General features: G+C 63.6%; 28 protein-coding genes. 16 read left to right on the top strand and 12 right to left on the bottom strand.

The genetic code is table 11. The features are described 5' to 3' along the window. Positions 1 to 130 precede the first annotated feature (130 nt). The 3 genes from NKH90_RS19700 (at position 131) to NKH90_RS19710 (ending at position 2,778) form a co-directional block, all read left to right on the top strand. On the top strand, positions 131 to 1,180 hold the full coding sequence (locus NKH90_RS19700) for a methyltransferase (protein WP_352820494.1): 1,050 nt from the start codon (positions 131 to 133) through the stop codon (positions 1,178 to 1,180). Between the two features lie 14 nt (positions 1,181 to 1,194). Continuing rightward, a complete protein-coding gene (locus NKH90_RS19705; RefSeq protein ID WP_352474406.1) occupies positions 1,195 to 1,701 on the top strand; it encodes a hypothetical protein in 507 nt (168 codons plus the stop codon). A gap of 189 nt (positions 1,702 to 1,890) precedes the next feature. After that, the gene (locus NKH90_RS19710; RefSeq protein ID WP_352474404.1) at positions 1,891 to 2,778 is read left to right on the top strand and encodes a class I SAM-dependent methyltransferase; all 888 of its coding nucleotides are present in this window, start codon (positions 1,891 to 1,893) and stop codon (positions 2,776 to 2,778) included. Positions 2,779 to 2,892: 114 nt separating this feature from the next. Here NKH90_RS19710 and NKH90_RS19715 read toward each other — a convergent pair whose 3' ends face one another. From NKH90_RS19715 to NKH90_RS19735, 5 genes are all read right to left on the bottom strand, one after another. Then, positions 2,893 to 3,630, bottom strand: coding sequence for a gamma-glutamylcyclotransferase (locus NKH90_RS19715; RefSeq protein ID WP_352817402.1), 738 nt, complete (start codon positions 3,628 to 3,630; stop codon positions 2,893 to 2,895). A 113-nt stretch (positions 3,631 to 3,743) separates the two neighbouring features. Continuing rightward, positions 3,744 to 4,778: a hypothetical protein gene (locus NKH90_RS19720; protein WP_352817400.1), complete on the bottom strand. Its 1,035-nt coding sequence runs from the start codon at positions 4,776 to 4,778 to the stop codon at positions 3,744 to 3,746. Continuing rightward, positions 4,778 to 5,758: a hypothetical protein gene (locus NKH90_RS19725; protein WP_023674370.1), complete on the bottom strand. Its 981-nt coding sequence runs from the start codon at positions 5,756 to 5,758 to the stop codon at positions 4,778 to 4,780. The genes NKH90_RS19720 and NKH90_RS19725 overlap by 1 nt, the downstream gene beginning before the upstream one ends. Before the next feature lie 142 nt (positions 5,759 to 5,900). Further along, positions 5,901 to 6,053, bottom strand: coding sequence for a hypothetical protein (locus NKH90_RS19730; RefSeq protein WP_352474399.1), 153 nt, complete (start codon positions 6,051 to 6,053; stop codon positions 5,901 to 5,903). A 662-nt stretch (positions 6,054 to 6,715) separates the two neighbouring features. Beyond that, positions 6,716 to 8,098, bottom strand: coding sequence for an FAD-binding oxidoreductase (locus NKH90_RS19735; protein WP_352541563.1), 1,383 nt, complete (start codon positions 8,096 to 8,098; stop codon positions 6,716 to 6,718). Positions 8,099 to 8,324: 226 nt separating this feature from the next. Here NKH90_RS19735 and NKH90_RS19740 point away from each other — a divergent pair, with 226 nt between their 5' ends. Further along, entirely contained in the window at positions 8,325 to 9,332 is a 1,008-nt protein-coding gene (locus NKH90_RS19740; RefSeq protein ID WP_352820496.1) for an AraC family transcriptional regulator, read from the top strand. Between the two features lie 132 nt (positions 9,333 to 9,464). On the opposite strand, the gene efp is transcribed toward NKH90_RS19740, so the two are convergent. After that, a complete protein-coding gene (gene efp, locus NKH90_RS19745) occupies positions 9,465 to 10,031 on the bottom strand; it encodes an elongation factor P (RefSeq protein ID WP_023674374.1) in 567 nt (188 codons plus the stop codon). A 114-nt stretch (positions 10,032 to 10,145) separates the two neighbouring features. Here efp and epmA point away from each other — a divergent pair, with 114 nt between their 5' ends. Further along, positions 10,146 to 11,192 (top strand): EF-P lysine aminoacylase EpmA, encoded by a 1,047-nt coding sequence (gene epmA, locus NKH90_RS19750; RefSeq protein ID WP_352820497.1) that lies wholly within the window; start codon positions 10,146 to 10,148, stop codon positions 11,190 to 11,192. 126 nt (positions 11,193 to 11,318) lie between these two features. On the opposite strand, the gene NKH90_RS19755 is transcribed toward epmA, so the two are convergent. Further along, positions 11,319 to 11,453, bottom strand: a complete 135-nt coding sequence (locus tag NKH90_RS19755) for a hypothetical protein (protein ID WP_352820498.1) — start codon at positions 11,451 to 11,453, stop codon at positions 11,319 to 11,321. A gap of 89 nt (positions 11,454 to 11,542) precedes the next feature. On the opposite strand from NKH90_RS19755, the gene NKH90_RS19760 reads away from it, so the two are divergent. The 7 genes from NKH90_RS19760 to lpxK all read left to right on the top strand — a co-directional run bounded on the left by NKH90_RS19760 (position 11,543) and on the right by lpxK (position 18,069). Further along, positions 11,543 to 12,232, top strand: a complete 690-nt coding sequence (locus NKH90_RS19760; RefSeq protein WP_352685493.1) for a DUF8692 domain-containing protein — start codon at positions 11,543 to 11,545, stop codon at positions 12,230 to 12,232. A gap of 253 nt (positions 12,233 to 12,485) precedes the next feature. Next, a complete protein-coding gene (locus tag NKH90_RS19765) occupies positions 12,486 to 13,829 on the top strand; it encodes a TldD/PmbA family protein (RefSeq protein ID WP_352685492.1) in 1,344 nt (447 codons plus the stop codon). After that, entirely contained in the window at positions 13,816 to 14,634 is an 819-nt protein-coding gene (locus NKH90_RS19770) for a 3'(2'),5'-bisphosphate nucleotidase CysQ (protein ID WP_352820500.1), read from the top strand. Before NKH90_RS19765 ends, NKH90_RS19770 begins: the two co-directional genes overlap by 14 nt. Before the next feature lie 61 nt (positions 14,635 to 14,695). After that, positions 14,696 to 14,941 carry a DUF4170 domain-containing protein gene (locus NKH90_RS19775; RefSeq protein ID WP_023674378.1) on the top strand — a complete coding sequence of 82 codons (246 nt, stop codon included), beginning with the start codon at positions 14,696 to 14,698 and terminating at the stop codon, positions 14,939 to 14,941. A 5-nt stretch (positions 14,942 to 14,946) separates the two neighbouring features. Further along, on the top strand, positions 14,947 to 15,726 hold the full coding sequence (locus NKH90_RS19780) for a lysophospholipid acyltransferase family protein (RefSeq protein ID WP_023717166.1): 780 nt from the start codon (positions 14,947 to 14,949) through the stop codon (positions 15,724 to 15,726). Beyond that, positions 15,723 to 17,039 (top strand): lipid IV(A) 3-deoxy-D-manno-octulosonic acid transferase, encoded by a 1,317-nt coding sequence (gene waaA / locus NKH90_RS19785; RefSeq protein ID WP_352474386.1) that lies wholly within the window; start codon positions 15,723 to 15,725, stop codon positions 17,037 to 17,039. Before NKH90_RS19780 ends, waaA begins: the two co-directional genes overlap by 4 nt. Before the next feature lies 1 nt (position 17,040). Continuing rightward, positions 17,041 to 18,069 (top strand): tetraacyldisaccharide 4'-kinase, encoded by a 1,029-nt coding sequence (gene lpxK / locus NKH90_RS19790; RefSeq protein ID WP_352820501.1) that lies wholly within the window; start codon positions 17,041 to 17,043, stop codon positions 18,067 to 18,069. A gap of 242 nt (positions 18,070 to 18,311) precedes the next feature. On the opposite strand, the gene NKH90_RS19795 is transcribed toward lpxK, so the two are convergent. Both NKH90_RS19795 and NKH90_RS19800 read right to left on the bottom strand, forming a co-directional pair. Then, the gene (locus NKH90_RS19795) at positions 18,312 to 18,545 is read right to left on the bottom strand and encodes a DUF2093 domain-containing protein (protein ID WP_031211156.1); all 234 of its coding nucleotides are present in this window, start codon (positions 18,543 to 18,545) and stop codon (positions 18,312 to 18,314) included. A gap of 223 nt (positions 18,546 to 18,768) precedes the next feature. Then, a complete protein-coding gene (locus NKH90_RS19800) occupies positions 18,769 to 19,695 on the bottom strand; it encodes a LysR substrate-binding domain-containing protein (protein ID WP_352820502.1) in 927 nt (308 codons plus the stop codon). 90 nt (positions 19,696 to 19,785) lie between these two features. On the opposite strand from NKH90_RS19800, the gene NKH90_RS19805 reads away from it, so the two are divergent. Next, the gene (locus NKH90_RS19805; protein ID WP_352474383.1) at positions 19,786 to 20,679 is read left to right on the top strand and encodes a DMT family transporter; all 894 of its coding nucleotides are present in this window, start codon (positions 19,786 to 19,788) and stop codon (positions 20,677 to 20,679) included. Positions 20,680 to 20,886: 207 nt separating this feature from the next. On the opposite strand, the gene mutL is transcribed toward NKH90_RS19805, so the two are convergent. After that, a complete protein-coding gene (gene mutL / locus NKH90_RS19810) occupies positions 20,887 to 22,737 on the bottom strand; it encodes a DNA mismatch repair endonuclease MutL (RefSeq protein ID WP_352820503.1) in 1,851 nt (616 codons plus the stop codon). Positions 22,738 to 22,825: 88 nt separating this feature from the next. Continuing rightward, positions 22,826 to 23,728, bottom strand: coding sequence for a LysR family transcriptional regulator (locus tag NKH90_RS19815; protein WP_352820504.1), 903 nt, complete (start codon positions 23,726 to 23,728; stop codon positions 22,826 to 22,828). 102 nt (positions 23,729 to 23,830) lie between these two features. Here NKH90_RS19815 and NKH90_RS19820 point away from each other — a divergent pair, with 102 nt between their 5' ends. Then, positions 23,831 to 24,820, top strand: coding sequence for a zinc-dependent alcohol dehydrogenase family protein (locus NKH90_RS19820; protein WP_352820505.1), 990 nt, complete (start codon positions 23,831 to 23,833; stop codon positions 24,818 to 24,820). Between the two features lie 171 nt (positions 24,821 to 24,991). Here the strand turns inward: NKH90_RS19820 and NKH90_RS19825 are convergent, their stop codons facing one another. Continuing rightward, entirely contained in the window at positions 24,992 to 25,201 is a 210-nt protein-coding gene (locus tag NKH90_RS19825) for a hypothetical protein (RefSeq protein ID WP_352820506.1), read from the bottom strand. A 128-nt stretch (positions 25,202 to 25,329) separates the two neighbouring features. On the opposite strand from NKH90_RS19825, the gene NKH90_RS19830 reads away from it, so the two are divergent. Then, positions 25,330 to 25,743: a hypothetical protein gene (locus NKH90_RS19830; protein ID WP_352820508.1), complete on the top strand. Its 414-nt coding sequence runs from the start codon at positions 25,330 to 25,332 to the stop codon at positions 25,741 to 25,743. Positions 25,744 to 25,815: 72 nt separating this feature from the next. Further along, positions 25,816 to 26,238, top strand: coding sequence for an ImmA/IrrE family metallo-endopeptidase (locus NKH90_RS19835; protein ID WP_352820509.1), 423 nt, complete (start codon positions 25,816 to 25,818; stop codon positions 26,236 to 26,238). Positions 26,239 to 26,267 lie beyond the last annotated feature (29 nt).

The raw sequence follows: 26,267 nt of genomic DNA on the forward strand, positions 1-26,267 counted from the left end.
AATCCCACCTGGCTGAAATCGACCCGTAGCCGGGCCAGTCGATGGTCCTCCCGCGCCCAGACCATGATCCCGAAAAACCGGGAACCGGCTTTTTGGAAAGGTCATGGTCTCTTGAGGAAGGAGAAATCTTATGGACGCAACCATCACCGAGGTAACGAAACAGGCGAATGACGTCGCAGAACTGTCGCCCGAAAGCCTTATGCAACTCGGCCTCGGCTTCTGGGCATCGAAGACGTTGCTGAGCGCCGTCGAACTTGACCTTTTCACGGAGTTGGCGGCCGGACCCCTCGAAGGGGAAACGCTGAGAAACCGGCTCGGGCTGCATGAGCGGGGAGCGCAGGATTTCTTCGACGCACTGGTTGCGCTGCGCATGCTTGAGCGCGAGGGCAACGTCTACTGCAACACGCCCGTGACTGACCGCTACCTTGACCGCAACAAGTCGACCTATGTTGGCGGGATGCTCGCCAGGGCCGGTCAGCTGCTTTACGCGAACTGGGACTCGCTCACCGACGCGCTCAGGACGGGCAAACCGCAAAACGGCACCCAGGACGGCGAAGATCTGTTCGACATGCTGTTTTCGGACCCGGACAAGGTAAAGATGTTCGCGCAGGCGATGACCGGCGGCAGCCTTCAGGTGGCGGAGGCGCTCGCCCGGCATTTTCCCTGGGCGGACTATTGTACCTTCATCGATATCGGCACAGCCGAAGGCAGGCTTCCGGTCGAGGTCGGCCGCGCCCATCCGCATCTCACCGGCGGCGGTTTCGACCTGCCGCCGATGCGGCCGGTGTTCGAGGCCTATGTGGAGCGGCACGCACTTGCAGACCGGCTTCGGTTTTATCCCGGCGACTTCCTTGCCGAGCCGCTGCCTTCCGCCGACGTGCTGGTGATGGGTCATATCCTGCACGACTGGAACCTGGAGGTGAAGCGCGCGCTGCTGGCAAAGGCGCATTCCGCGCTGCCGAAGCAAGGCGTGCTCATCGTCTACGACCAGATCATCGATGACGAGCGACGGGACAACGCTGCGGGTCTGCTGATGAGCCTCAACATGCTGGTCAACACCAATGGCGGGTTCGACTACACGCGCGCCGACGGCATGGGCTGGATGCGGGAGGCGGGCTTTGCGGAGGTCCGCTGCGAGCATCTCGCCGGGCCTCACTCGATGATCGTCGGCATCAAATAGCAGCGGAGAAGCTGATGACACGAAGAGCTCTCATCGCAATTGCCGCCCTTGGCCTGGCCGCAGCATTCACCGCCGCAACGCTCAACCAGGGTGAGGTCGGCGCGGCGTCCGCGACCGCTTCGATCGAGCACGGTCGATACCTGGTGAAAATCGGCGGCTGCAACGACTGCCACACGCCAGGGTACCTGGAGAAGGCCGGCAACGTTCCGCAGGATCGATGGCTGATCGGCGATTCGCTCGGCTTCAACGGGCCGTGGGGTACGACTTACCCGACCAATCTTCGCCAATTTTTGCGGACCATGGATGAGGACGACTGGGTACAGTTCGCGCGCACGATCGAGACGCGCCCGCCCATGCCATGGTTCAACCTGCGTGCCATGAGCGAGCCCGACCTGCGCGCCATCCACCGATATGTGCTTTCGCTCCCGGCAGACGATACGCCGGTTCCGGACTATGTGCCGCCCGGTCGTCCGCCGAAGACGCCGCATATCGTGTTCGTTCCGCGGGCGCCGAAATCATAGTGGCGTCCGAACGCCGGGCGCAGGGTGGTTCTCCGCTTGCGTGGTACCCCAGGCACGGGCGCCTGTTTCAGTCGTAACGCAATTCCCGATTCCGGAAATCACGTTGTAGCACCGATCTCCGATGGTGACGGTCGGGCCCCGGGCGGTCATCAGGCTGCCCAGCGGTCACAAATCCCGGATAAATCGATCATGGAGTCAAACATGTACAATCTGCTTGCCGAACATGCGCCGAAGACCGGCCGTGATCAGAGCCCCATGGATCCGCGTCCCTATGCGTTGGGTTACACGCAAAGCGAATTCAAGCGCCTGGAGCTGCAGGGAGCGCTCATTCACGACCTTACCGAGCATGTCCTGCGCAGTGCGGGCATAGGACCCGGCATGCGCGTGCTCGACATTGGCTGCGGCGTAGGCGATGTCTCCTTGCTGGCCGGAAGGCTGGTCGGACCGGCGGGAAGCGTGCTTGGTGTCGATCGCTCGGCAGAGGCTGTGGACATTGCCGAGCGGCGCGCCACTGAATCCGGCCAGTGTTACTGGACACGTTTCACGACGGCCGAGCTTGATACATTCTCGCCCGACGGGAGCTTCGATGCGGTGATCGGCAGGCTTGTCCTGATGTATCTGCCCGACCCGGCCGCAACCCTGCGCAGGCTTGCCGGTTTCCTGCGGCCTGGCGGCATCGTCGCCGTCCAGGAAATGGCGATGCCGCTCACCCGCAGTTTTCCAGAGGCGCCGCTGTTCGGCAAATGCCGCGGCTGGATCATCGACACGATCGAGCGCGCGGGTTTCGAGGTCGACATGGGTGGCAGGCTGCCCATGGTGTTCGCCGGCGCAGGGCTGCCGGCGCCGCGGATGAACTCCGCCGGCCTCGCCGGCAGCGGACCCGACTCGCCGATCTACGACTATATTGCCGGCACGTTGCGCAGCCTGTTGCCGATGGCCGAGGCAGTCGGTACCGCAACCGCCGCCGAGGTGGAAGTCGATACCCTCGCCGAGCGGCTGCGCAACGAGGCTGTCGAGCAGCAGACGTGCATCATGCTGCCGCCCTTTGTCGGCGCATGGGCGAACACACTGGCATAGAACCGAAGGGAGGACACACGATGCTCGATACTGCCATCGGCGAGCGCGCGGGACATCTCGTCGACCTGCACAACATCGATTTCGCCTGGGAGCCCGACGAGATGCTGGTCTGACTCAGGGACGAATGAAGCCCGACCGCGCCCGACCGATCTCCTCGGCCACAAGTTGCTGCAACTGCCAGAGATTGCGGTCGCGGATGCCGCAGGCGTCGAGATGGCGGATGGTCTCGAACAGATATTCGGCGCCCGAACCCCAATGGCCGACGGCCGTGGCCAGGGTCGCCGCTATCGCTCGCTTTTCGAGCTTGCCAGCGTAGCGTGGATTGGCGGGATCGACAACGAAACCAAGCGCTTGGCCCGTGCCGCCGCCTGTCCTGACCTGCAGCCAGCGCGGCACGTTGACGGCCGGCAGGATGGTCATCTCGCGGCGCAGCAGCGTTTCGAGATTGGCCGCCACGGGCTCGGCGACCTCGAACACCATGCCCTGACACTGGCCGCCGCGGTCGAGCGCCATCATCAGGCCGGGCTGCTCGACGGTGCCCCTGAAGCGCTGCACCGTAAAACAGAACGAACGGTGCCAGCCCGTCGCCACGGCCCGTTCGCCACCCCTGACCTCGCCGGCCGGCTTCCACAGCAGCGAGCCATAGGCGAACAGCTTCACCGGCCCGCCCGGCGCGCCGGCCAGCACCTCGTCGCGAATGCGCACGTAATCGGCATCGGTCATGTAGACCATGCCCGGCGTCGGCCCGGCATCCTCGACCGCACGCAAGGTGCGGGCGACCAGCGCCTCGGTCAGCGCCATCGGTGTCTTGCGCGGCGAACGCCGTGATGCGGCGGAAATGACCTTGCTCATCCTCATGCTCTCAGCCTCGCCGCCATGTTGCCGAAGGCTGAAGGATTCTCAAGGGCCGAGTAAACCAGCGCGGTATCGGGATTCGAACTATCGTGTCCAACAGCCTGACTGGCTTAGTGCGGAGGCTGATCTGGCCGGACGGTGTCGTTGCAGCCGTCAACATAGGGATGGACCGACCACCGGGAGCGGGGCCGGGCCTGTTGCGCCTTGGTGAGCGGATCCTGAGACTGCGCGTAGCCGTCTTGGTAGCCCCGAACGATTTCGTCGATATCGTCGGGCCAGTCGCCGTCCCATGGCCGTCCCAGAATCTGGGCCTGCTGGACCGGATGCAGTTCGTTGTGGCCTTCATGAAAGCTGTCGTGGATGTGTCCGGCATCATAGACCCACCGGCCGGTCACCCCCAGGATTGTCGCTCCGGTTCCGTCGCCCTTGTTGGTCTCGATGCTCGGCAAGCCGGCATCGCTCGGACTGGCGGTGTCCGAACTGCTGAAGGCCGCGCCGAGCAGCGAGGCGAGCAAGGCGAGAAGCGCCAGCACGTAGGCAACGACCGCGCCGACGCCCGACATGCATACCGCCAGCGCAATCAATGCCGCGGCTAGGGCGAGGATGTTGACGGTCTGCAGGTCATGGATCGATGCCCCTTCTAACTCCACATGCAGCGCCTCTGACTTTACTCCGGTCACCTTGTCCTCCGCCGGGTTCCCCGTGAACAGAAAGCCGTGCGAGGAGGTGATTGCGTTTTCGGCCATCAGATAGCCGAACGGGGCACTGGCGGCGGCAACGGCCTGGGAGACGCCCACCGGGTTGTTCGGCAGCAGCAAATTGAGGCTGTAGTCGGAGTCCAGGCTTCCTGGCCAGGTCTTTTCCGACGGCGGCTCGATGCTGATGACCATGCCGACGATACTCACCGGCTCGCCCAGGCAAACCAGCCGTTTGTTGAGCCACCAGTCGCAATAAGCGAGAATCCACACAATCTCAGTCACCACCAGCGCGATCGGTATGCACCACGGCTCGCCCATCGCGACCACCACCACGACCATCACGGCTGCGAATATGCCGCTGGTAATCGCCGCGCTGATGTACTGGTTGACCGAAATCACCTCGTCGGCGGTCGTGCACTTGGTCCAGGATTTGTCGTCGGTGGCCATCACGGCTCCAAGCTGCTGAGGACGGTCAAGGTGACGCCGCCGCTGGCGCGGTCACCCTCGTCAAACGCATTCAGATTGAGGGCTTGCCGGCCGGTCCAGCCGTCCGGCGGCGTAGCGACCGCCGTGATCGTCACCTGTTCGCCCGGCGCCAGCGACGGCAGGTCAGGCGAAATCTCGACCTTCCAGCCCGGCGGCAGGGGATGAGCTGACGGCAAGTGTGCCGCCAGCCGGCGCTTTTGCTCCGCCTTGGCGGTCTCTTCCGTTGGCTGCCGGTCGTCGCGACAGGGGCCGAGCGGCGGAATTGTGTAGGCATCGACGGTGAACCGGTACCGATGCGGCCGACGGGTAGCGTTGCGCAACTCGAATTGAAATGTTGCTGGCGACTGGGCCAGTCCGACATCGGTATTTTCTTGCCCGAGATTGTTGGCGAAGTTGGCGTCATCGGCCGGGTCGAGCAAAGCTTGCAGGCAATAGTGACCTGCTTGCCGCGGCGTATGCCAGTCGAAGGAGACGAACCCAGGCTGGCTGGCGGATCCGATCACCCCGACCGAGACCGGCCTGGTGGCTATCGGATTCGACACGGTTCCGATGCCAAACGACAGATAGGACAGATGGACCGGCATCTTGACGACGACGGCATCCGGGGAGGCGTTCCAGACGCGAACCCGCACCTCGTAGTCGGTGTCCGCCTGCAACCTGCCGGCGGGAACGGGCACACCACCCTGGCGTAGCTCGATATCGGGATTATCCCAGGTGACCGCGAGACCAAGGCCGATCAGGTAATACTGATCGTAGATCAGCGGGTCAGGCCGGCAGAAAGCAGGGTGATCGATCGGTACGCAATGCGCCCGGGACCCTTTCTGGTCGACCCGGCGGTCGCCCCCTAGCCGCCACCGGCGACAGAAACGGCGAGCCATCTCGATCAGTGCCGGAATCCAGGCGGAGAACAGTGCTCGCAGGATTGCCGCTATTCCTCGCATCGACTTCCCCTCTGAAGCTAACGCAGGGCAACGCTCTGATAACAACGGGATTCGCGCGGCAACAGTGTATTGGAGTGTCAGACGACTGGTGCCGTTTGTACTCTGGTCAGACGAATAAAGCTGGGCTCGAACGGTACGCGGGCTATTTCCGCGCGAAGAAACCGCGCGCGAACTGCACGATGTGCTTGTGGAATGCGAGCGCCAATATTGCGACAACGGCAAGTATGTAGAGAGCTTCGGTCGATCCGTCGCCGCCGTCAGGGGAAATACCAAACCAACTCTCGATGAAATCCATGAACAGATTCCCTCCGCGCAAACTTGCGACCGATGTTCAGCATAGCTCTTCAGCTTGTCCCGGTGTCAAGTAGGGATGCATTGCCATCCACATAAATCCAGTAAAGACCGTTGTGTCGAATTGTCTGCTGCCGAATTGTCTGCTGTTTGTCGATAAACCTGAGAATTTGCCTAAAGATTGCTAAAAATTGTCGCGGCTTATTGATGCACAACTGAAGGAAAGCTTTGTATCTCGGTCATTTCCGGGTCATTTTGTCGATCATGTGCGAACGATCAAGTCAATGATGGTGTCGCCAAACAGGTCCGGACTTGTGCATGGACAGTACGCGGCCCACCACGATCAGAAACGCGGGGTAGCCTGAAAAGCAGCCGGCATGGCTCATTGGACGCCATTCGGCGGTCGTCTGGCCTGGTTTCAAATGTAGTCAGCTCTCGAACGTGCCCCGCGGCGTCGTCACGCTGTCGGCTGTTGACAGGAAAGAGGCGTTTGAAAAATCACCGGCGGTCGAGGCAGCAGAAGTCACCATGCCGTATTTCGCCCGGGACACCACGATTCCGGCGAGATGCTGGTCTGGATCAGAGCGTCCTGACCGGCAAGCTATCGTACCGGCCGAGCCTTAGCTGGGCCGGCCGGTACGCTTGCCGGCCTGACGAGAGCCGCCGTCAAGCAGCCGGTCGAATGTTTTGGTTCACCCGGAAGAGGTTGTTCGGGTCGTATTTCTTTTTCAGCGTAGCGAGGCGCTCATAGTTGTCGCCATAAGCCGCCTTGAGCCTTGCATCGCCCTCGTCATCCATCATGAAGTTCAGGTAGGCGCCACCCAGATCGAACGGATGCACGGCCTCCCAGTAGGCCTTGGTCCAGCGCGTCACCGGCCCCGCTTTCTGTGGGTCCGGATCGATCCCGGCGATGACCATCGACCAGGTCGCATCACGGTAATTCCAGGGTGTCTCGTCTTTGCCGACGCGATGGACCGCACCATCGATCGGGTAGAGATGCATGAGCGATAGCTCGCTCGGCGTCTTCGCCGCCTGCTCGAGATGGGCGTCGATCGCCTCGTCGGACAGCGTCTTGACGAAATCGCCCCGCCAGTACCATTGCATTCCCTTCGGGTAGAGCCCATCGAACATGCTCTGCACCGCGGGATAGGGCATCGTTCCCATCCAGTTGAACCAGGGCGCGGGCAGCGCATCGAGCAGCGGGGCCAGTGCCTCTCTGCCCTTTTCCTCCGGGCCGTTGTAGCAGCACATCAGCAGACACATCCGCTTTCCCCAAAACTCTTCCGGGAAGGGTGCGCTCGAGAGGACGGTCTTGAGCCCGAGAAAGATCCCGAGTTCTTCGGGCGCGTTCGGCAGGAACTCGCGATAATGCTGCATGATGGTGCGGGCGTGGCGCTGATCCCATGCGATCGGCCCCGCAAAGACCATGCTGACCCGGTGGAGCCTGAACACAAAGCTGGTGACGATGCCGAAATTGCCGCCGCCGCCGCGAAGCGCCCAGAACAGGTTGGGGTTCCGCTCCTTGCTGGCGGTGACGAAGCTTCCGTCGGCAAGCACGACATCGGCCTCGACCAGGTTATCGATGGTCAGGCCATATTTGCGCGTCAGATAGCCATGGCCGCCGCTCAGCGTCAGTCCGGCGACCCCGGTGGTCGAGATGATGCCCGCCGGTACGGCCAGGCCAAAGGCATGGGTGGCATGGTCGAGGTCGCCCTGAGTGCAGCCCGGACCTACCCGCGCCGTGCGGGCATCCGGATCGACGCGCACGCCGTTCATCGCCGACAGGTCGATCACCAGACCGTCGTCGCAGCTCCCCAATCCTGGTCCATTATGGCCGCCGCCACGTACCGCAACCAGCAAATTGTTGTCGCGGCCGAAATTCACCGCTGTGATTACGTCGGCGACGTCGACACAGCGGGCGATGATCAGCGGCCGCTTGTCGATCATGCCGTTGTAGAGCTTGCGGGCCTCGTCATAGCGGGCGTCGCCGGCGCGGATGACTTCGCCTCGCAGGCTTGCTGCGAATTTGGTGATGTCTTCATCGTTCATGACATTCCTCCCTGTTATTGGACCTGTCGGCCGGCCGATGAAACGCTAATCCCGTCCGCTGTTCCCGCAAATGTCACATCGTCCATTTCTGTTGCCCGATCGTTCAGAGTAGGATTAGGCCGGATGGATAGTTGCTCGGGCGGCCATATTGCCGGATAGTTCGAGATGCCTGGCGGAAAAACTCGTTGTCAAAGGGAGTAGCCGATCGTTTCCGGAGGTGTAGTGCATGGATGTCCTTTCCGATGTGCTCCGAGCCGTTCGCCTCACCGGTGCGATCTATTTCGACGTTGACGCCAGCTCTCCCTGGGTCGGCGAGTCGCCGGGCACGGCCGACATTGCCGCCGCCATCATGCCGGAGGCAGAGCACATCATTTCTTTTCATGCCGTGATGTCGGGCTCGTGCTGGGCCGCGCTGGGAGACGATTCGGTGCCGCCGGTGCTCGTGAACGCCGGTGATGTCGTTGTCTTCCCCGGTGGTGTTCCGAACGTGTTGAGCTCCTCGCCGGGGGCGCGGGGCGAACCCAATATGGCGATGTATTATCGGCCGATAGACGAGAGCCTGCCGTTCGCGGTGATCCATGGTGGCGGCGGAGACGAGCGGACCCGGTTCATTTGCGGGTATCTTGGCTGCGATGCGCGTCCCTTCAATCCTCTCCTGGCCGCATTGCCGGCCATCCTGTGTGCCCGCAAGCCCGCCGATGGAAGCAGCTGGGTTATCGACCTTTTTCGGCTGGCGCTGGTCGAAGGTGGCAGTGGGCGGGCGGGCTGTGAAACGATACTCGCCAAGCTGAGCGAGCTGATGTTTGTCGAGATCATCCGCCGCCATCTCGAGACCCTCCCCGACGATTCGCGCGGCTGGCTGTCAGGCCTACGGGATCCACATGTCGGCGAGGCGCTCCGGCTCATCCACGCTCGCCCCAGGGAGGAATGGACATTGGACCGGCTCGCCCGCGAAGTAGGGCTCTCGCGCACGGCGTTTGCGAGCCGCTTTACCCACTATGTCGAGGTCTCGCCCATGCACTATCTTGCTCGCTGGCGTCTGCAACTGGCAGGACGCTTGCTCGAACGCCCTGAAATGAGCATCGCGCAAGCGGGTGCCGAGGTCGGCTACGAGTCGGAAGCCGCCTTCAATCGCGCCTTCAAAAAGTTCGTCGGCATTCCACCTGGCACCTGGCGAAAGGGACGGTCGGCGTTGCTCGAGGCTCAGAGATTGCCCGCTGGCGTCGTGCAATAGGAAAGAACTGGGCAGGGCGTTGACGCTTCGGTCCGCGTGCAGCGTCCCAATGCTCGAAAGCCCCTGGCACAAAGCGGTAGACGATGACCGGCCGCCGCGACGCCTTCGGCGAGGCGTGTCAGACTTCGCGCCTTAATCTTTCGCGCGCTCGACATAGGCGCCATCGGCGGTCATCACCACCACGCGGGTGCCGGCGCTGATGTGTGGCGGCACTAGGGTACGCACGCCGTTGGACAGCGTTGCCGGCTTGTAGGACGAGGACGCCGTCTGGCCCTTGGTCACCGGCTCGGTCTCGACCACCTCGAAAGTGGCGCGCTGCGGCAGTACCAGCGAGATGGCGATGTTGTTGTATTGCGAGATCTGCACCGGCATGCCTTCCACCAGATAGGGCGCCATGTCGCCGACCACGCTTTCCGGCACCGCGACCTGGTCGTAAGTCTCCGGATTCATGAAGTGAAAGCCTTCGCCGTCACGGTAGAGGAACGTGTGCTCGCGCTCCTCGACATAGGCGCGCTCGACCTGCTCGGTGGTGCGGTAACGCTCGGAAACCTTTACCCCGTCGGAGATACGCCGCATGTCGAGCTGGGTGACCGGCGTACCCTTGCCAGGATGAATGTTTTCGGCAAAGAGGATCACGTAAAGCTTGCCGTCCTTTTCGACGACGTTGCCTTTGCGTAAGGAGCTGGCGATGACCTTCACGGGTTTCCATCCTGATAAAATTTGTTGGCGCAAATCGGCTGGAGAGGCCGTTGCGTGCGGCCTAGCGCATCTTGGCCGCAATCGCCAGCCCTCTGTGCAATTCCCCTGAAGCCGATGACCGCCGCCTCGCCGTGGTGGACGCCGCATGTCCACGCCGACCGCCGGCCGCGGCTGATCCTGCGCAATGCCATTGCCGCCGGGATGCGCGACTGGTTCGCCCGCCGCGACTTCGTCGAGGTGGATACATCGGCCCTGCAGGTCTCGCCCGGCAATGAAGCGCACCTGTCGGCCTTTGCCACCGAGGCGATCGGGCCGGACGGGCAGCGCCAGCCGCTCTACCTCCACACGTCGCCGGAATTCGCCTGCAAGAAGCTGCTTGCCGCCGGCGAGGAGCGCATCTTCAGCCTCGGGGCTGTCTGGCGCAACCGCGAGCGCGGCCCCTTGCACCATCCTGAGTTCACCATGCTCGAATGGTACCGCGTCGGCGAGACCTATGAGAGCCTGATGCGCGATTGCGCCGAGCTCGTAGCGCTGGCGGCCGAACGGGTCGGAGCGAAGTGTTTTAGCTTCCGCGGCCGCGAGGCCGATCCGTTCGCCGGGCCGGAACGGTTGAGCGTCGCCGAAGCCTTCATGCGCCATGCCGGCATCGATCTGCTGGCGACGGTTGCAGCCGATGGCAGCACCGACCGCGCGGGGTTGCATGCCGCCCTGGTCCAGGCCGGATTGCGGACCGCGCCCGACGACAATTGGGCCGACCTGTTCAGCCGGGTGATGGTCGAAAAAATCGAGCCAGCGCTGGGGCAGGGGTGCGCTACCATTCTTTTCGGATATCCGATCTCGGAGGCGGCACTGGCCAGGCCGAGCGCCGACGATCCACGCACCGCCGAGCGCTTCGAGCTCTATTGCTGCGGCGTCGAGCTCGCCAACGCCTTTGGCGAATTGACCGATCCGGCCGAGCAGCGCCGGCGCTTTGCCGCCGAAATGGATGAGAAGCAGCGCGTCTATGGCGAACGCTACCCGATCGACGAGGATTTCCTCGCCGCGCTCGCCATCATGCCGCAGGCGAGCGGCGCGGCGCTCGGCTTCGACCGGCTGGTGATGCTCGCCACCGGCGCGCTCAGGATCGACGACGTGATCTGGACGCCGGTGGCTGGTCCCTGAGGAAGGTTGGACAAGCCGATCTCGCCCGGCTTGAAAGCCAGGATCAGATGGTCGGTCCAGGCCGCCGCCGGCTCCGTCGAGCCAGAAGATTGGCGACGACCAGGAGGATTATCGACAGCTCCATCATCAGCGTGGCGGCGGCGCTATTGCCGGGGAGAGCTTTTCGCGCAAGCCGATGAACATTTCGAGCGGCATGGTGCGTTGGTTGGCGCTGGCCAGGAACTGCACCGCGACGACCTTGTCATGTGCGAGACGCTGCAACCGTTCCGTGTGTTGCCACGATCATGGTGGGCCGGCATAGTGCTGGCGGGGTTCTCGGCGCCGCGGAGCTATCGGCCGTCGTACTCAGAATGGCCTTCGGCACAATGCCAGACAAAAACGCGCTGAACGCAAAACATAGCAGCGAATGGACAATGTCCTGGCGCCTGGTCATACTTGCGGCCGTGGCGATTAATGTTGTGATGCTCTTGGCCGCGCTGTTCGTCGCGCAAACTCTTGGTCTGGACGCTACAATCTTCTATCGAGATCCATCTGCAGCCGCGGATGTCGGCTTCTATACGGGGTGGATTTCGTCCCTAGGTGCTTCACTGTGGATCGGCACCGGCGCGGCGACCCTGTTTGCCGGTCTGCTCACGCACCGATGGGATTGCACGTTTCTCGGCGGCCTTACCTTGGTCATGGGCCTCGATGACCTGTTGTTGATCCATGAGGACGTGCTGCCGTTTGTCGCGATACCAGAGATTGTTACGATGATTGCCTACGCCGTCGCCGGGTTGTTCTGGTTCTTTCGGCTGCGACGGAAGACATTCGACGGCTCGATCGTATTTGTGGCCGCAGGCTTCCTACTCGCGATGTCAGCAGCGATCGACCAGCTGGGAGAGCTGTTTCCTAGCCCGGGTTCGGCGGTCGACATCGCCGAAGACGCTGTCAAAGAGCTTGGCATCTTCCTTTGGGCGGCAGGTGCCGTCGGGTACGCGGCGATGGTGACACGGTTGGGCCGCCCGTGGGTGGATCCAGCCGATCCCAACTCTACAGGCTGACGGTCGCACGCGCCGCATCTTCGACTCGTCGCCGGCAGCGGTGCCGCCGTCGCGGCTTTCGGTCACGGCCACCTCGGATCTAAGCCGTCCTTTGTGCGTCTGGAAGGACGCACCATCTCTGGATCGGTCGCGCCGACCTGGGGCTAGATGCCTCCTGATTGTCCGCTTCTCCCATTGCAGAAGCGGCATCGGGACAATAGATGGTGCAGCAGCGGCTGCCCTTCAGCCGGCCGGAAATAACAGGATCATGCGCATGACCGATACGCTCGACGCAGCGAAACTGACCGATCGCGTCGCGGCCCTGGTCGAGGCTGCCAAACGGGCCGGCGCCGATGCCGCCGATGCCGTTGCGGTACGTGGCCGCTCGACCGGCGTGTCGGTGCGGCTTGGCAAGGTCGAAGGCACAGAGGCGTCCGAGAGCGAGGACGTCTCGCTGCGCGTCTTCGTCGGCAAGCGGGTAGCCAGCGTTTCGGCAACAGCGGCATCCGACCCCAATATGCTGGCCGAGCGCGCGGTCGCCATGGCCAAGGTGTCCCCCGAGGATCCCTATCAGGGCCTCGCCGACTCGGCCTTGCTGGTCAAGAAACCGCGCGACCTCGATCTGTTCGACGCCACCGAGGTGTCGGCGGACCAGTTGAAGGAAGCAGCGCTTGCCGCCGAAGCGGCGGCGCTTGCCGTCAAGGGCGTCACCAATTCGGCCGGCAGTGGCGCCAGTGCCGGGCTTGGCGGCCTGGTGCTCGCCACCTCGCACGGCTTCGTCGGCCATTACGTCGCCTCGCGTTTTTCGCGCTCGACCAGCGTGATCGCCGGCGAGGGCACCGGCATGGAGCGCGACTACGAATTCTCCTCGCGCCAGCATTTTTCCGATCTCGACGCGCCGGAAGACATCGGCCGCAAGGCCGGTGAGCGCGCTGTACGCCGCATTGGCGCGCGCAAGGCGGCGACCGGGCCTGTCGACGTGGTGTTCGATCCGCGTGTGGCGCGCGGCATTGCCGGCCACCTTGCCGGTGCCATCAATGGCGCCGCGGTGGCGCGCAAGACCAGCTTTCTCCGCGACATGATGGGCAAGAAGGTGGCTTCGGCCGCAATCACCGTCACCGACGAGCCGCTCCGGCGCCGTGGACAGGCCTCGCGCCCGTTCGACGGCGAAGGCGTCGAGGGCGAAAAACTGTTCATGGTCGACAAGGGCGTGCTCAACCACTGGTTCCTGTCGACTTCGGCGGCTCGGGAACTTGGCCTCGTCACCAATGGGCGCGGCTCGCGCAGCGGCTCGTCGGTCTCGCCGTCGTCGACCAATCTCGCCATCGAGCCCGGGGAAAATACGCCGGAAGAGCTGATCAAGTCGCTCAAGACCGGCTTCTACGTCACCGAAGTGTTCGGCCAGGGCGTCGACATGGTGACGGGCGAATATAGCCGCGGCGCTTCCGGCTTCTGGATCGAAAATGGCGAGCTGGCCTATCCCGTCGCCGAGGTGACCATCGCCTCCAATCTGAAGACGATGTTCCTCAACATGGTTCCGGCGAGCGATCTCGACCGCAATTTCGGCACCGCCGCGCCCACGCTTTTGATCGAAGGAATGACCCTTGCCGGAGCTTGACCCGGCCGTCTCGGCCGGCGCTACTGAAGACCTGCAGCTGTTGCGCGATGCCGCCCGCGAGGCGGGGCTCATCGCCATGCAATACTTCAACAACAATCCGCAAGTGTGGATGAAGGGCGGCACCTCGCCGGTCAGCGAAGCCGATCACGCCGCCGACAAATATCTGCGCGAGACCTTGCTGGCGGCCCGGCCGGATTATGGCTGGCTGTCGGAGGAAACCGTCGACGACCCGGTAAGGCTTGTCGCGCGCCGCACTTTCGTCGTCGATCCGATCGACGGCACGCGCGGCTTCCTCGAGGGCCTGCCCACATGGTGCGTCAGCGTCGCGGTGGTCGAGAACGGTCGAACGCTTGCCGGTGTACTCGACTGCCCGGCGAAGGGCGAAATCTATTGGGCGCTGCCGGGCGAGGGCGCATTCCTGAACGGCAGGCGCATCAGCGTGCGTCCGCCGGCGGAAACGGCCGAAATCGCCGGACCGAAGGCGATGATCGACCTGATGCCGGCGAAATGGCACAAACGGCTGAAGCGCGGGCCCTATATTCCTTCGCTCGCCTACCGGCTGGCGATGATCGCCGGCGGCCAGCTCGATGCCACCTTCGTCAAGGCCAACGCACATGACTGGGACATCGCCGCGGCCGATCTCATCCTGCGCGAGGCAGGCGGCGCCTTGCTCGATCGGCATGGCCGCGCGCCGCTCTATGCCGGCGAAGTGATCCGTCACGGACCGCTCGCCGCCGGCAGCGGCGAACTCCTCGCCGTGCTCGCCGGCGTCATCGCCGGGCTGACAATTGACCACTATCAATAGTTCCAAAGTCGGCGGCTTTGGTCTAGACCTGTCCCAAACTCACGATATGTGAAGGATCGACATGGCCGCTGAAGACGGAAAGAAGCAGCTTTTGCACCTGGTGTTCGGCGGCGAACTCAAGAAGCTGGGCGGCACCGAATTCCGCGATCTCGACGCGCTCGATATTGTCGGCATCTATCCGGACTACCAATCGGCGCACGCCGTCTGGAAGGCCAAGGCGCAAGCTAGCGTCGACAACGCCCATATGCGCTATTTCGTCGTTCACCTGCACCGCCTCCTCGACCCCGAAAACAAGGCTGTCGGTTGACATCGATGAACCATGAAGCGGTCAAGCGATCAGCCCCGCGGTCGGCGGTCAGACGTCGCAAGCCGAAGACGTTCTGGCGCAAGATCCGCGAACCGCTGGCGCAGTCGCGATTCGTCAAGAATGCGCTTGCCGCGCTGTTTGCGTATTTCGTCCGCCTTGTCCGCTTGACCAACCGCATGGTTGACGGATCGGCCAAGTTTTCCGGCGGCGCCTATGCGCAGCTCGAGCCTGGCATCATCGCGCTCTGGCACGGCCAGCACCTGCTGACCCCGGCCTACTATCCCAAGGGACGGCCGCTGGTTGCCATGGTATCGCGCAGCGCCGATGCCGAGCTCAACGCGTTGATGGTCGAGAAATTCGGCATCGAGGCGGTGCGCGGCTCTGGCGGGCGCGAAAGCGCAAGGCATCTCGACAAGGGCGGGGCCAAGGCGCTCATCGCCCTCAAAAAGTCGCTCGCCACCGGCAAGAATGTCGCCATGATTGCTGATATTCCCCACGGCACGCCGCGCGATGCGGGGCTCGGCGTCGTCCTTCTGGCGCGGCTGTCCGGCCGGCCGATCCTGCCTGCCGCGATAGCCACCAGCCGCCGCAAGGTGATCGAGGGCAGCTGGGACAAGACGACGATCAACCTGCCCTTCGGCCGCTCCTCGATCGTCGTCGGCACGCCTGTCTTCGTGCCGGCCAACGCCGACGCCGCCGAAATGGAACGCAAGCGCCAGGAGGTCACGGCCTCGCTTAATGCCGCGACCGCCGAGGCCTATCGCCTTGTGGACGGTTCGAAATGAGTGTGCGCTGGGCGCGCGCCTTCCTGACCGCATACCGTTTCGCGGGGGCGGCCGCCTACCCGTTGGCCGGGCCTTATGTCGCCTGGCGCACTTCCAGAGGCAAGGAGGATCGCATTCGCCGGCGCGAACGCTACGGCGTCGCCGGACGCGAGCGCCCCGAAGGCCCGGTGATCTGGATCCATGCAGCCAGCGTCGGCGAGACCATCGCCGTCGTGCCGCTGGTCGAGAGCATTCTCGATTACGGCGTCAACATCGTGCTGACGACGGGCACGGTCACCTCGGCGCAGGTCGCCGAAGAACGGCTGGGCGACCGCATCATCCACCAATATGTGCCGCTCGACCTCAAGCCGGCGGTCAGCCGCTTCCTCGACCATTGGCAGCCGGACCTGGCGATCATCGCCGAATCGGAGATCTGGCCGATGACCATCCTGGAACTCGGCGCCCGCCGCGTGCCGCAGGTTCTGGTCAACGGCAGGCTGTCCGACCGCTCCTTCAAGTCCTGGAAGAAGCGCGCCAACATTGCCGAAGCATTGTTCGAAAATCTCGCCCATGTCGTTGCCCAGTCGGACCTCGATGGCGAGCGCTTCCTTTCGCTCGGCGCCAGGCCGGTCACTGTATCCGGCAATCTCAAGGTCGACACCGCGCCGCCGCCGGCCGACGAGCGGGCACTGGCGGCGCTGAAACGCCAGATCGGCGGCCGCCCGACCTGGGCGGCGATCTCGACCCATGACGGCGAAGAGGCGGTCGCCGCCGAAGTTCACGCCATGCTGCACAAGCGCCACCACGGGCTTTTAACGATCATCGTGCCGCGCCATCCCGATCGCGCCGGGCAACTGGCCGCCCAGATTTCCGGCATGGGCCTGAAGCTGGCGCAGCGCAGCAAGGGCGACAGGATCACCGCCGACACCGATATTCTGCTCGGCGACACGATCGGCGAGATGGGGCTTTATCTAAGGCTGACGGAAATCGCCTTTGTCGGCCGTTCGCTGACTTCCGAGGGCGGCCAGAACCCGCTGGAACCAGCCATGCTGGAGACAGCGGTGCTTGCCGGCCGCAACGTCCAGAATTTTCGCGAGGCCTATCAGCGCCTGCTCGATAGCGGCGGCGCCAAGCTGGTGCGCGACCGCGATATGCTGGCCGGCGCCGTTAATTTCCTTTTGACCAACGAGGCGGCCCGCCATGAGATGATGGCGGCGGGTGCGGCGACGGTCGACGAGATGCGCGGTGCGCTGGCGCATACGCTCAGGTCGCTCGAGCCCTATATCCAGCCGCTGGTCGTCAAGTCGCGCCTGAAGGGCGCGAACGGGCGCTGACGTGACCTCGGAAGCGCCGCCCTTCTGGTGGGAAGAGCCGGACTGGCGGGTCACGGCGCTGTCGCCGCTCTCCGCCGTCTATGCGCTTGTCGCCGGTCGCCGCATGCGGCACGCGCCGCGTGAAAAGGTCGAGGCGCCGGTGCTCTGCGTCGGCAACTTCACCGTCGGCGGCACCGGCAAGACGCCGGTGGCGATCGCGCTGGCCGAGCAGGCCAGGCGCATGCAGCTTAATCCGGGTTTCCTGTCGCGCGGCCATGGCGGCTCCTTCGCGCAGCCGCATATCGTCGATCCGCACCACGATGCCGCCAAGCATGTCGGCGACGAGCCGCTGCTTCTGGCCGAACACGCCCCGGTCGCGGTGACGCCGAACCGGGCCGCCGGCGCCAGGCTTCTGCTGGAGAAGCTCGGCTGCGATTTCCTGATCATGGATGACGGTTTTCAGAGCGCGCGCATCCACATCGACTATGCGCTCGTCGTCGTCGACGCGCGACATGGCATCGGCAATGGCCGCGTCATCCCCGGCGGGCCGCTGCGGGCAAAGATCGTCGACCAATTGGTCTTCACCAGCGCCTTGCTGAAGATGGGCGAGGGCACCGCGGCCGATACGGTCGTGCGCCAGGCAGCGCGCGCCGGCAGGCCGATCTTCGAGGCGCACACTGCCCCGAGCAGCAAGGTGACGCTGGCCGGCAGGCGGTTCCTGGCGTTCGCCGGCATTGGCCATCCCGACAGGTTTTTCGACACCGTAGCCGAGGCCGGCGGCGAGCTTGCGCTGACCCGACCGTTTCCTGACCATCATTTCTACAGTGCGGACGAGCTTGCCGAATTGGCGGCGACAGCACGTAAAGCCGGGCTTGGTCTCATTACCACCGCCAAGGACGCTGCCCGCCTGCGTCACGGCGCGGCACCGCCGGAATTCCTCGAGGGGCTCGATGTGCTGGAGATCGACACCGTCTTCGAGCTCGACCATGTGCCGCAACGCATCATCGACGAGACGCTGGATGCCTGGCGGCAGCGCCGGCTTAAAGGCTGACCAGAAGCGTGAGCACCGAGGCAATGCGGGACTGGAATTTGCAGCTATCCGCCGGTCGAGCGTATTTTGTTCTTGCTTTGTGCCGGCAGCTATGCTAGTAATTTGGGTATGGTGATGATTCGCCGGTGGCCCGCCCTCGAGCTTGAGGCGGGTTTTTTATTTTCATGGCCTCTAAGGTTGCCGGCCTGACGCCGCGGCAGAGGGCGCAGGATCGCAACGGGGCGGCTTACATTTGCGCTGGACTAGCGTCGGCGGCGCAGTTCCGGATGCGCTTCGATCTCGCGGCGCAGCGAGGCGGCGGCGTTCACATAGGGTTCCTGCCTGGCGACACTCCAGTATTTGAGCTCGTCGAGCGGGATGCTCTCGCCGGTCACCGCACAGCGCACGAAGGCGCCGGGGCTGGTCACCTGGAAGTCGCCGTCGAGATAGCGGATGCGGGCTTCCTTGCCGCCGGGTCCTTCGAAACGGTTCATCATGGGGTGGTGCCGAAATTCATGACGATGTCATCGCCACAAATTGCGGCGAGGTCAAGCTCGGTTGGCCTCGCCTGGTTCTGTTTCTGGTGACACTTGCTCGAACAAGCCGGCAAAGCGGATGCCAATGCATGTCGCGCAAAAGTGTGCAGCGGTTTTGCGCGACATGCATAAACACAAGAACCTGAAGCGCGTCGCATGAGGCCGGTCGAACGCGACGCGCTTCTCATTCCTCGGCGGTGATAAACTGGTCGATCTTCTTCGCTGGCAGCCCGGCCTGGACGGCGATGCGCCGGGCGAGTTCGGCGGCGGCGGCGCGCGGGCGCCCCAGCGGCCGGTCGAGCCAGTAGGATATCGGGCTCAGCGCACTGCGTTCGTCGACGGCGACGATGCGGCCCGATTTCAATTGGTCCACCGTCAACGGCGGACGTGCCAGCGCAATACCGAGCCCGTGCGCGGCGGCGTCGAGCACCAGATTGTAGTCCTCGAAACGGCGGTCGTGCGGCCGCGGCCGATAGTCCATCTCCTGCGCCGCAAACCAGGCGCGCCAGGCCGAAGCGTCGGAATCGTTGATCAGCGGAAATTCGAGCAGCCGGGCAGGATCTCCGCGGCCGATCTCCCTGGCCAATTCCGGCGAGGCGACCGGGAACACATATTCTTCGAAAAGCTGCACCGAGATCCGGCCCGGAATGCGACCGCGCCCGCAGCGGATCGACAGGTCGATGCCCTCGTCGGCAAGATCGCCTTGGCGGATGTCGACGTCGAGCACTATACGCAGCTTGGACGGGTGGTTCTCCAGCGCCGCCATACGCGGCATCAGCCACAGCCCGCTGACCGAAGGGATCGAGGTCAGCCGCACCACCGCCGTGCCGCGCGGCTCGACCCAGCGATCCGAATTGCTGGCGATCAGGGCAAAGGCTTCGGTGGTGCGCAGATGCAGCCGGTTGCCCTCGATGGTCAGCGAGACGCCGCGCGCGCCGCGATCGAAGACTTTCAGCCCGAGCCAACCCTCGAGCTTGGCGATCTGCCGGCTGACGGCGCCGTGAGTGATGTTGAGCTTCTCGGCCGCCGCCGAAAAGCTGCCGGTCCGAGCCGCGGCGTCGAAGGCGCGCAGCGTTTCGAGCGGCAGCATCGGGTCTAAGCTGTGATCCATAGTCACAGGTGATCCTCGATTTGTTCGTTTGTCAACCGACCCGCAATAGCGTTTCTCTACTTCATGGCATTGGATCGCGAGGACACCCAGATGAGCGCTTACACCGGCACGTTGAATACGACACAGCGCATGGATGCCACGGCTGCCATCGCGGTGGCGCTGACGGTGGTCGGCTGGGCCTCCGCCTTTCCGGCGATCCGCGCCGGCCTTGCCGCTTTCGGGCCGCTGGAACTTGGCGCGCTGCGCTTTGCCATCGCCGCGGTTCCGGCGGCGATCTTCCTCGCGGTCAAGCGGCCGGCGCTGCCCAGGCTCGATGAACTCTGGCGCTTTGTCTTCGGTGGTGCCGTCTTCGTCGCGCTCTACACGGTGATGCTCAATTTCGGCGAGCTGACCGTTTCGGCCGGTGCGGCCGGCTTCATCATCAATGTCAGCCCGATCTTCACCGCCATCATGGCCATGGCGCTGCTCGGCGAACGCTTCTCGGGCCTGGCCTGGGCCGGCACATTCCTGTCCTTCGCCGGTATCGGGATCATCGCCATGGGCGAGGGGCAAGGGCTGCATTTCAACAATGGTGCGCTGCTTGTCCTCGGCTCGGCGCTGTGCTCGGCCGTCAACACCATCGTCCAGAAGCCGCTGTTTGCCCACCATCACCCGCTGACGATCTCGGCCTCGAACATGGTGCTTGGCGCGCTCTGCCTGTCGCCGTTCCTGCCGAGCGGTCTGGCGCAGGCGGCGGTCGCCGACACCGCCGGGCTCGGCGCCGTCATCTTTCTCGGCATCGTACCCAGCCTGATCGCCTACGCTGCCTGGGCAACAGCGCTTTCCCGCCTGCCCGCGGCGCGTGCCTCGAACTTCCTCTATCTGGTGTCGCCGATGGCGACGCTGATCGGCTTCTTCTGGCTGGGCGAGGTGCCGACGCTGCTTGGCATCTTCGGCGGCGCGCTGGCGCTGGGCGGCGTCATCGTGGTGAATTTGAAGAGGTGAGCAAAGGGTTTGGGGCTGTGCCTGACTCGAAAAGAGCCGCTGTACAGCGGCTCTTTTCGTACCCCCCACCCCGCTGCTTCGCAGCGACTCTCCCCACAAGGGGGAGGGTAAGCTCCTCGCGAGGCGTCGGCGGGTAGGGCTCCCTACCTCCCCCTTGTGGGGAGGTCGGACCGAAGGTCCGGGTGGGGGCTGCGCCCTGCGAGTTTCTTATCGCCGCCCGAACAATCTCTCGATATCCGCCAGCTTGAGTTCGATATAGGTCGGGCGGCCGTGGTTGCAGGTGCCGGAGCCGGGCGTCGCCTCCATCTGGCGCAGCAGCGCGTTCATCTCTTCCGGTTTGAGCAGGCGGCCGGAACGTACCGAGCCGTGGCAGGCCATGGTCGCGGCTATTCTGTCCAGCCGCTCCTTCAGCGTGTCGACCGTGTCGTTGTCGGCGATCTCGTCGGCGAGATCGCGCACCAGCTGCTGGACGTTGGTCTCCCCGAGCATCGATGGCGTCTCGCGCACCGCGACGGCACCGGGGCCGAAGCGCTCGATGCCGAGGCCGAAGCGGGCCAGCGTCTCGGAATGCCTGGCAAGCCGCTCGGCATCCTCTTCCGACAGATCGACAATCTCGGGCAACAGCAGCATCTGCGACGGCACCGCGCGTGAGTGGAGGGCGTTCTTCAAGGCCTCGTAGACCAGCCGCTCATGCGCCGCATGCTGGTCGACGATGACAAGAGAATCCCTGGTCTGGGCGACGATATAATTCTCGTGCACTTGCGCGCGCGCCGCGCCCAGCGCCGTGCCGAGCAGCGTTTCCGCCGCTTCGTTTTGCCCGGCGCGCGCATCGGCGCTGTGCAGCGGCCCGGCGTCGAAGGCCGCCTGCTCGTCCTCGCCGAACCCGTCGCCCATATCGAGCGGCCGCTGTGGCGAACGGCCAGGATCGAACCCGGCAAAGCCTGAGGCCCGGTAAGCGGCCCCGTAGCTGCGGTGACCGTTGGCCGGCCCGCCATGCGCATAGGATGCCGCGCCTGGCCGGAACGCCGCCATCATGCCGGCGGCCCCTGTGGTGGCGGGGCGGATGCCGGCATTGGCCAGCGCTTCGCGAATGGCGCCGACGATCAGCCCGCGCACCAGCCCCGGGTCGCGGAAGCGCACGTCTGCCTTGGCCGGATGGACGTTGACGTCGACGATCGCCGGATCGAGCGTCAGGAACAGCACGGTGACGGCATGGCGGTCGCGCGGCAGCACGTCGGCGAAGGCGCCACGAATGGCGCCGGCGATCAGTTTGTCACGCACCGGACGGCCGTTGACATAGGCGTATTGCTGCAGCGCGTTGGCGCGGGTGAAGGAGGGGACCGAGACATGGCCGGCGAGATGCACGCCGTCCCGCATCGCGTCGATGGCGATCGCATTGTCCGGAAAGTCGGCGCCCATCACCTGCGCCACCCGGCGCAGCCGGCCTTCCGGGCTGTCGTCGGTCGCCGGCAGTTCCAGCGTCGAGCGGTCCGGGCCGGCCAGGGTGAAGCGCACGGCGGGAAAGGCGATGGCGATGCGCTTGACCACGTCGCCGATGGCCGTGCTTTCGGCGCGCTCGCCCTTCATGAATTTGAGCCTTGCGGGCGTGGCGAAGAACAGGTCGCGCACCTCGACCGTGGTTCCGCGATTGGCCGCCGCCGGCCTGACCGCGGAGACGCGGCCGCCGTCGATGCCGATCTCGGCGGCGTTTTCACTGGACGCGGTGCGCGAGCGGATCGACAGCCGCGCCACCGAGCCGATCGACGGCAAAGCCTCGCCGCGAAAGCCGAGCGAGCGGATGTCGTGAATGTCGTCGGCGAGCTTGGAGGTGCAATGGCGCGCAATCGCCAGCGCCAGTTCCTTTTCCGGAATGCCCGAGCCGTCGTCACTGACGCGGATCAGGTTCAGCCCGCCGCCGGCGGTGACGATCTCGACTCTCGCAGCACCGGCATCGAGCGCGTTCTCGACCAGTTCCTTGACCACGCTTGCCGGACGCTCGATGACTTCGCCGGCGGCGATCTGGTTGATCATCGTTTCGGAAAGCTGGCGGATCGGCATGGGGCACTATAGGCGGATTCGTGGTCGATGCGGGAGGGCGGAATTGAGGAAATCCACGCAGCTGATCGCGACTGGCCGCTCGTGCACTTCAACTCATGAGCTTGGGCAGCGCTGCCGACAGTGCATCGACGGCAAGGCGGACTTTCATCGGCAGATGAGGCGTCTGCAACCACAGGGCATGAACGTCGTAGAGAAACCAGGATTGTTCCGACAACAGCGGGACAAGTGCGCCCGCCTGGATGCGCTGGCAAACCAGCCAGTATGGCAGCCAGGCGAGCCCCATGCCGGCGGCCGCGGCATCGGCGATGGCATCGAGGTCGTCGAGCCGCAATCTGCTGACTGGTCTGATCTCAATCGCGGGGTGGCCATTGCGCGGAAACAGCCACGGCTGAACGGCACGCCCGGAACGGCGGTAGATGATCGCGTGACGGCTGCCGAGGTCATCTATTTCCTGCGGCTGGCCGTGCCGGTCGAGATAGGACGGCGACGCGCAGACGACCATGTGCTGGCGCGCGATGCGACGCGCCATCACCCCGGCCTGGTCCTCCAGGTCGCCCGTTCTAATGGCAAGATCGCAGCCGTCCTCGGCGAGGTCGGCGATGGCATCGCTGAACGACAGGTCAAGTTCCAGCGCCGGATATTGCTGCGCAAACCCGAACAGGATCGGGGCAACGCAGCGCCGGCCGAAATGCACCGGCATGAGGACACGCAGCTTTCCGCGCGGTTCGGCAAGCTGGTCGGCGGCGAGTGCATCCGCGGCCTCCGCTTCGGCAAGCACCAGCCGGCAGCGTTCATAATAGGCGCGCCCGAAATCGGTCAGGCTTTGGCGGCGCGTCGTCCGGTTGATGAGGCGCACGCTCAGGCGCTCCTCGAGAAACCGGACATGCTTGCCGACCATCGGCCCGGACAGATCGAGAGCCGCCGCCGCGGCTGCGAACGAGCCCAGGTCGACGGCTTTGACGAACACGGCCATGCTCGTAAGGCGATCCATATTCAAAACCTGCAGTTTCTGCTGATCTACTCAAGCGGCTATTTATCCGCCTGATGAGCGCTGGCATAGCTGATTCAGTTCAAATATTTTGGAGTTTGACCGATGGCACGTGTCGTTCGCTTTCATGAGCTCGGTGGTCCCGAGGTCCTGCGCATCGAGAATGTTGACACGCCTGCGCCCGCGAGCGGTGAGATTCAGATCCGCGTCAAGGCGTTGGGTATAAACCGCGCCGAGGCGCTGCTGCGTTCGGGGACCTACATCCAGACCGCGCCATTGCCTTCCGGTCTTGGGCTCGAGGCCGCGGGTATAGTCGAGATGGTCGGCGAAGGCGTGGACGGGTTTGCGCCTGGCGATGCCGTCAGCATCGTGCCGCCATTATCGATGGCCCGCTGGCCTGCCTATGGTGAGATTGCCACATATCCCGCCGAGCTCGTCGTCAAGCATCCACCATCGCTGAGCTGGGAAGAAGCCGCCGCAGCGTGGATGCAATATCTCACGGCCTACGGTGCGCTGATCGACATTGCCAAACTTGGCAGGCAGAACGTTGTCGTCATCATTGCGGCCTCGAGCAGCGTCGGACTTGCCGCGATCCAGATCGCCAACATGGTTGGCGCGACCCCGATCGCGGTCACACGGACATCCGCCAAGAAGCGGGCTTTGCTTGAGTTCGGCGCGGCCCACGTCATCGCCTCGGCAGAGGAGGACCTGGAAGCCGGGCTGAAGCGGATCGCCGGCCCGGACGGCGTGCGCGTGGTGTTCGATGCCGTCGGCGGCCCGATCTTCGAGCCACTGACGGCGGCGATGGCACCGGGTGGCATTCTCATCGAATATGGCGGCTTGAGCCTCGACCCGACACCCTTTCCACTACCTGCAGTGCTGGCAAAGACACTGACGCTGCGCGGTTATCTCGTCCATGAGATCGTGCGCGATCCGGTCCGGCTGCAGGCCGCCAAGGCGTTCATCCTTGACGGACTGAGCTCGGGTTCGCTGAAGCCGGCAATCGCCAGAACCTTTCCGTTCGACCAGATCGTCGAGGCGCACCGCTATCTCGAATCGAACGAGCAATTCGGCAAGATCGTCGTGACGGTTTGACGACCATTATTGCGGATGTACATGTAAGACTGGTGCCAACATGCTAGTGCATGAATCAGAACGATTTCGACACGCGCACGGCATCCGAGATGGCTGGAATGTCCCCGGCCGGTTGTACGGCATCTGAGGCGGCTGGACTGGCTCCGGCCTCTTGCACCGCTTCTGAGGCTGCTAGCGCCTTTGCGCCATCATCTTATAGAAACCATCGAAAAGGCTCACCAAGCGTTCGATATTGTGATCGATTGCTGAGAGCGATACAGCGATGTGCTCGATAGCTTCCGTTTGCCGTTGGTCGGTTGATAGCTTGGTGGCGACTTCGAGCGAAGGTCTAAATGGCCTCACTACATCTTGCGGTCCGGATTCCTTGATATCTATCGTCATTTCATGCCCCTCCGCTGGTTAACTCAGAAAATACTAACCTGAGTCGCCGGTTTCCCTGCCTCTATTCCCATCTGTTCACAATTTGTAGATAATGGGCGTAAGTGACACCACATGAGTCGGGAGGCAACGTGTCGGATTGGTCGTTTATTTCGATCACCGTGCCGTCCGATCGGATCGATGACGCGATTGCCCATCCCGATGCATTACAGATCGCATATGACGTCGGCGTTCTGGAACTTCTCGGGATAGCGCTTTCAATTCTAGGCGTGGCCTTAGTCTTGATTGGATTTGGCGCGTACTTTTCTATCCGGCGATCTGCTCAGCAGGCCGCCAGGGATGTGGCGCACAAGAACGTCCCTGAGTCCGTCCAAGAACACATTCGAAAGGATGGCTTCGCCGTTATAAAGGAGGTTCTGAAGGATCCGCAGGCGTTGGCTGCTCTTCAGGCTCAGATGGAAAGACTTGGACTTACAGACGTTACGGATGCAGGCGATGTGGAAGGGAACATTTTGGACGCGTACAATGGCAAACCCAGTCGATAAACTCGATACCTACATTGACGAGGTTCCGGTGCGCATCGAGGATGCCATCCGGGACCTGGGATCAAGCTTGTCATGAATGCTGCGCTGCCGCCCGATGTCTCGGGTCAGATTAAGCTCCTTGATGACGGTACATATGAGATTTCGTCCGCTGCGGGAGAGCCTATCACCCGCCAGCGCTTTACGATTGCGCATGAACTTGGGCATTACATATTGCACAAGGGGATGCTGGGTAAGGGTGTGAATGACGACACAAAATATCGAACGCTGCGCGACAGCAATCTTTATAACAGCCAAATCGATGATGTTCACGAACGTCAAGCTAACAGCTTCGCGGCAAATATCTTAATCCCCGAAGCGACGATAAGGCACAACATTGGCTGGTATAAGTTCGTTTCGGAGGCTGCCCGAGTCTACAACGTCTCCAAATCCTCCATGCGATGGAGGCTGAACAATCTGGGGCTACTAAATTCGAAAGTTATTGATGACACGACATGATGGGGTGCGGAGCATCGCTTCGACCGATT

Origin of the sequence: Mesorhizobium sp. M0898, from assembly GCF_040319695.1 — a bacterium.
Taxonomy (GTDB): domain Bacteria; phylum Pseudomonadota; class Alphaproteobacteria; order Rhizobiales; family Rhizobiaceae; genus Mesorhizobium.

Excerpts from the sequence above, each read along its gene's own strand:
- NKH90_RS19700 (WP_352820494.1), top strand. The coding sequence starts at position 131 with ATGGACGCAACCATCACCGAGGTAACGAAACAGGCGAATGACGTCGCA.
- NKH90_RS19705 (WP_352474406.1), top strand. The coding sequence starts at position 1,195 with ATGACACGAAGAGCTCTCATCGCAATTGCCGCCCTTGGCCTGGCCGCA.
- NKH90_RS19710 (WP_352474404.1), top strand. The coding sequence starts at position 1,891 with ATGGAGTCAAACATGTACAATCTGCTTGCCGAACATGCGCCGAAGACC.
- NKH90_RS19715 (WP_352817402.1), bottom strand. The coding sequence starts at position 3,630 with ATGAGCAAGGTCATTTCCGCCGCATCACGGCGTTCGCCGCGCAAGACA.
- NKH90_RS19720 (WP_352817400.1), bottom strand. The coding sequence starts at position 4,778 with ATGGCCACCGACGACAAATCCTGGACCAAGTGCACGACCGCCGACGAG.
- NKH90_RS19725 (WP_023674370.1), bottom strand. The coding sequence starts at position 5,758 with ATGCGAGGAATAGCGGCAATCCTGCGAGCACTGTTCTCCGCCTGGATT.
- NKH90_RS19730 (WP_352474399.1), bottom strand. The coding sequence starts at position 6,053 with ATGGATTTCATCGAGAGTTGGTTTGGTATTTCCCCTGACGGCGGCGAC.
- NKH90_RS19735 (WP_352541563.1), bottom strand. The coding sequence starts at position 8,098 with ATGAACGATGAAGACATCACCAAATTCGCAGCAAGCCTGCGAGGCGAA.
- NKH90_RS19740 (WP_352820496.1), top strand. The coding sequence starts at position 8,325 with ATGGATGTCCTTTCCGATGTGCTCCGAGCCGTTCGCCTCACCGGTGCG.
- epmA (WP_352820497.1), top strand. The coding sequence starts at position 10,146 with ATGACCGCCGCCTCGCCGTGGTGGACGCCGCATGTCCACGCCGACCGC.
- NKH90_RS19760 (WP_352685493.1), top strand. The coding sequence starts at position 11,543 with ATGGCCTTCGGCACAATGCCAGACAAAAACGCGCTGAACGCAAAACAT.
- NKH90_RS19765 (WP_352685492.1), top strand. The coding sequence starts at position 12,486 with ATGACCGATACGCTCGACGCAGCGAAACTGACCGATCGCGTCGCGGCC.
- NKH90_RS19775 (WP_023674378.1), top strand. The coding sequence starts at position 14,696 with ATGGCCGCTGAAGACGGAAAGAAGCAGCTTTTGCACCTGGTGTTCGGC.
- NKH90_RS19780 (WP_023717166.1), top strand. The coding sequence starts at position 14,947 with ATGAACCATGAAGCGGTCAAGCGATCAGCCCCGCGGTCGGCGGTCAGA.
- waaA (WP_352474386.1), top strand. The coding sequence starts at position 15,723 with ATGAGTGTGCGCTGGGCGCGCGCCTTCCTGACCGCATACCGTTTCGCG.
- NKH90_RS19795 (WP_031211156.1), bottom strand. The coding sequence starts at position 18,545 with ATGATGAACCGTTTCGAAGGACCCGGCGGCAAGGAAGCCCGCATCCGC.
- NKH90_RS19800 (WP_352820502.1), bottom strand. The coding sequence starts at position 19,695 with ATGGATCACAGCTTAGACCCGATGCTGCCGCTCGAAACGCTGCGCGCC.
- NKH90_RS19805 (WP_352474383.1), top strand. The coding sequence starts at position 19,786 with ATGAGCGCTTACACCGGCACGTTGAATACGACACAGCGCATGGATGCC.
- mutL (WP_352820503.1), bottom strand. The coding sequence starts at position 22,737 with ATGCCGATCCGCCAGCTTTCCGAAACGATGATCAACCAGATCGCCGCC.
- NKH90_RS19815 (WP_352820504.1), bottom strand. The coding sequence starts at position 23,728 with ATGGATCGCCTTACGAGCATGGCCGTGTTCGTCAAAGCCGTCGACCTG.
- NKH90_RS19820 (WP_352820505.1), top strand. The coding sequence starts at position 23,831 with ATGGCACGTGTCGTTCGCTTTCATGAGCTCGGTGGTCCCGAGGTCCTG.
- NKH90_RS19825 (WP_352820506.1), bottom strand. The coding sequence starts at position 25,201 with ATGACGATAGATATCAAGGAATCCGGACCGCAAGATGTAGTGAGGCCA.
- NKH90_RS19835 (WP_352820509.1), top strand. The coding sequence starts at position 25,816 with ATGAATGCTGCGCTGCCGCCCGATGTCTCGGGTCAGATTAAGCTCCTT.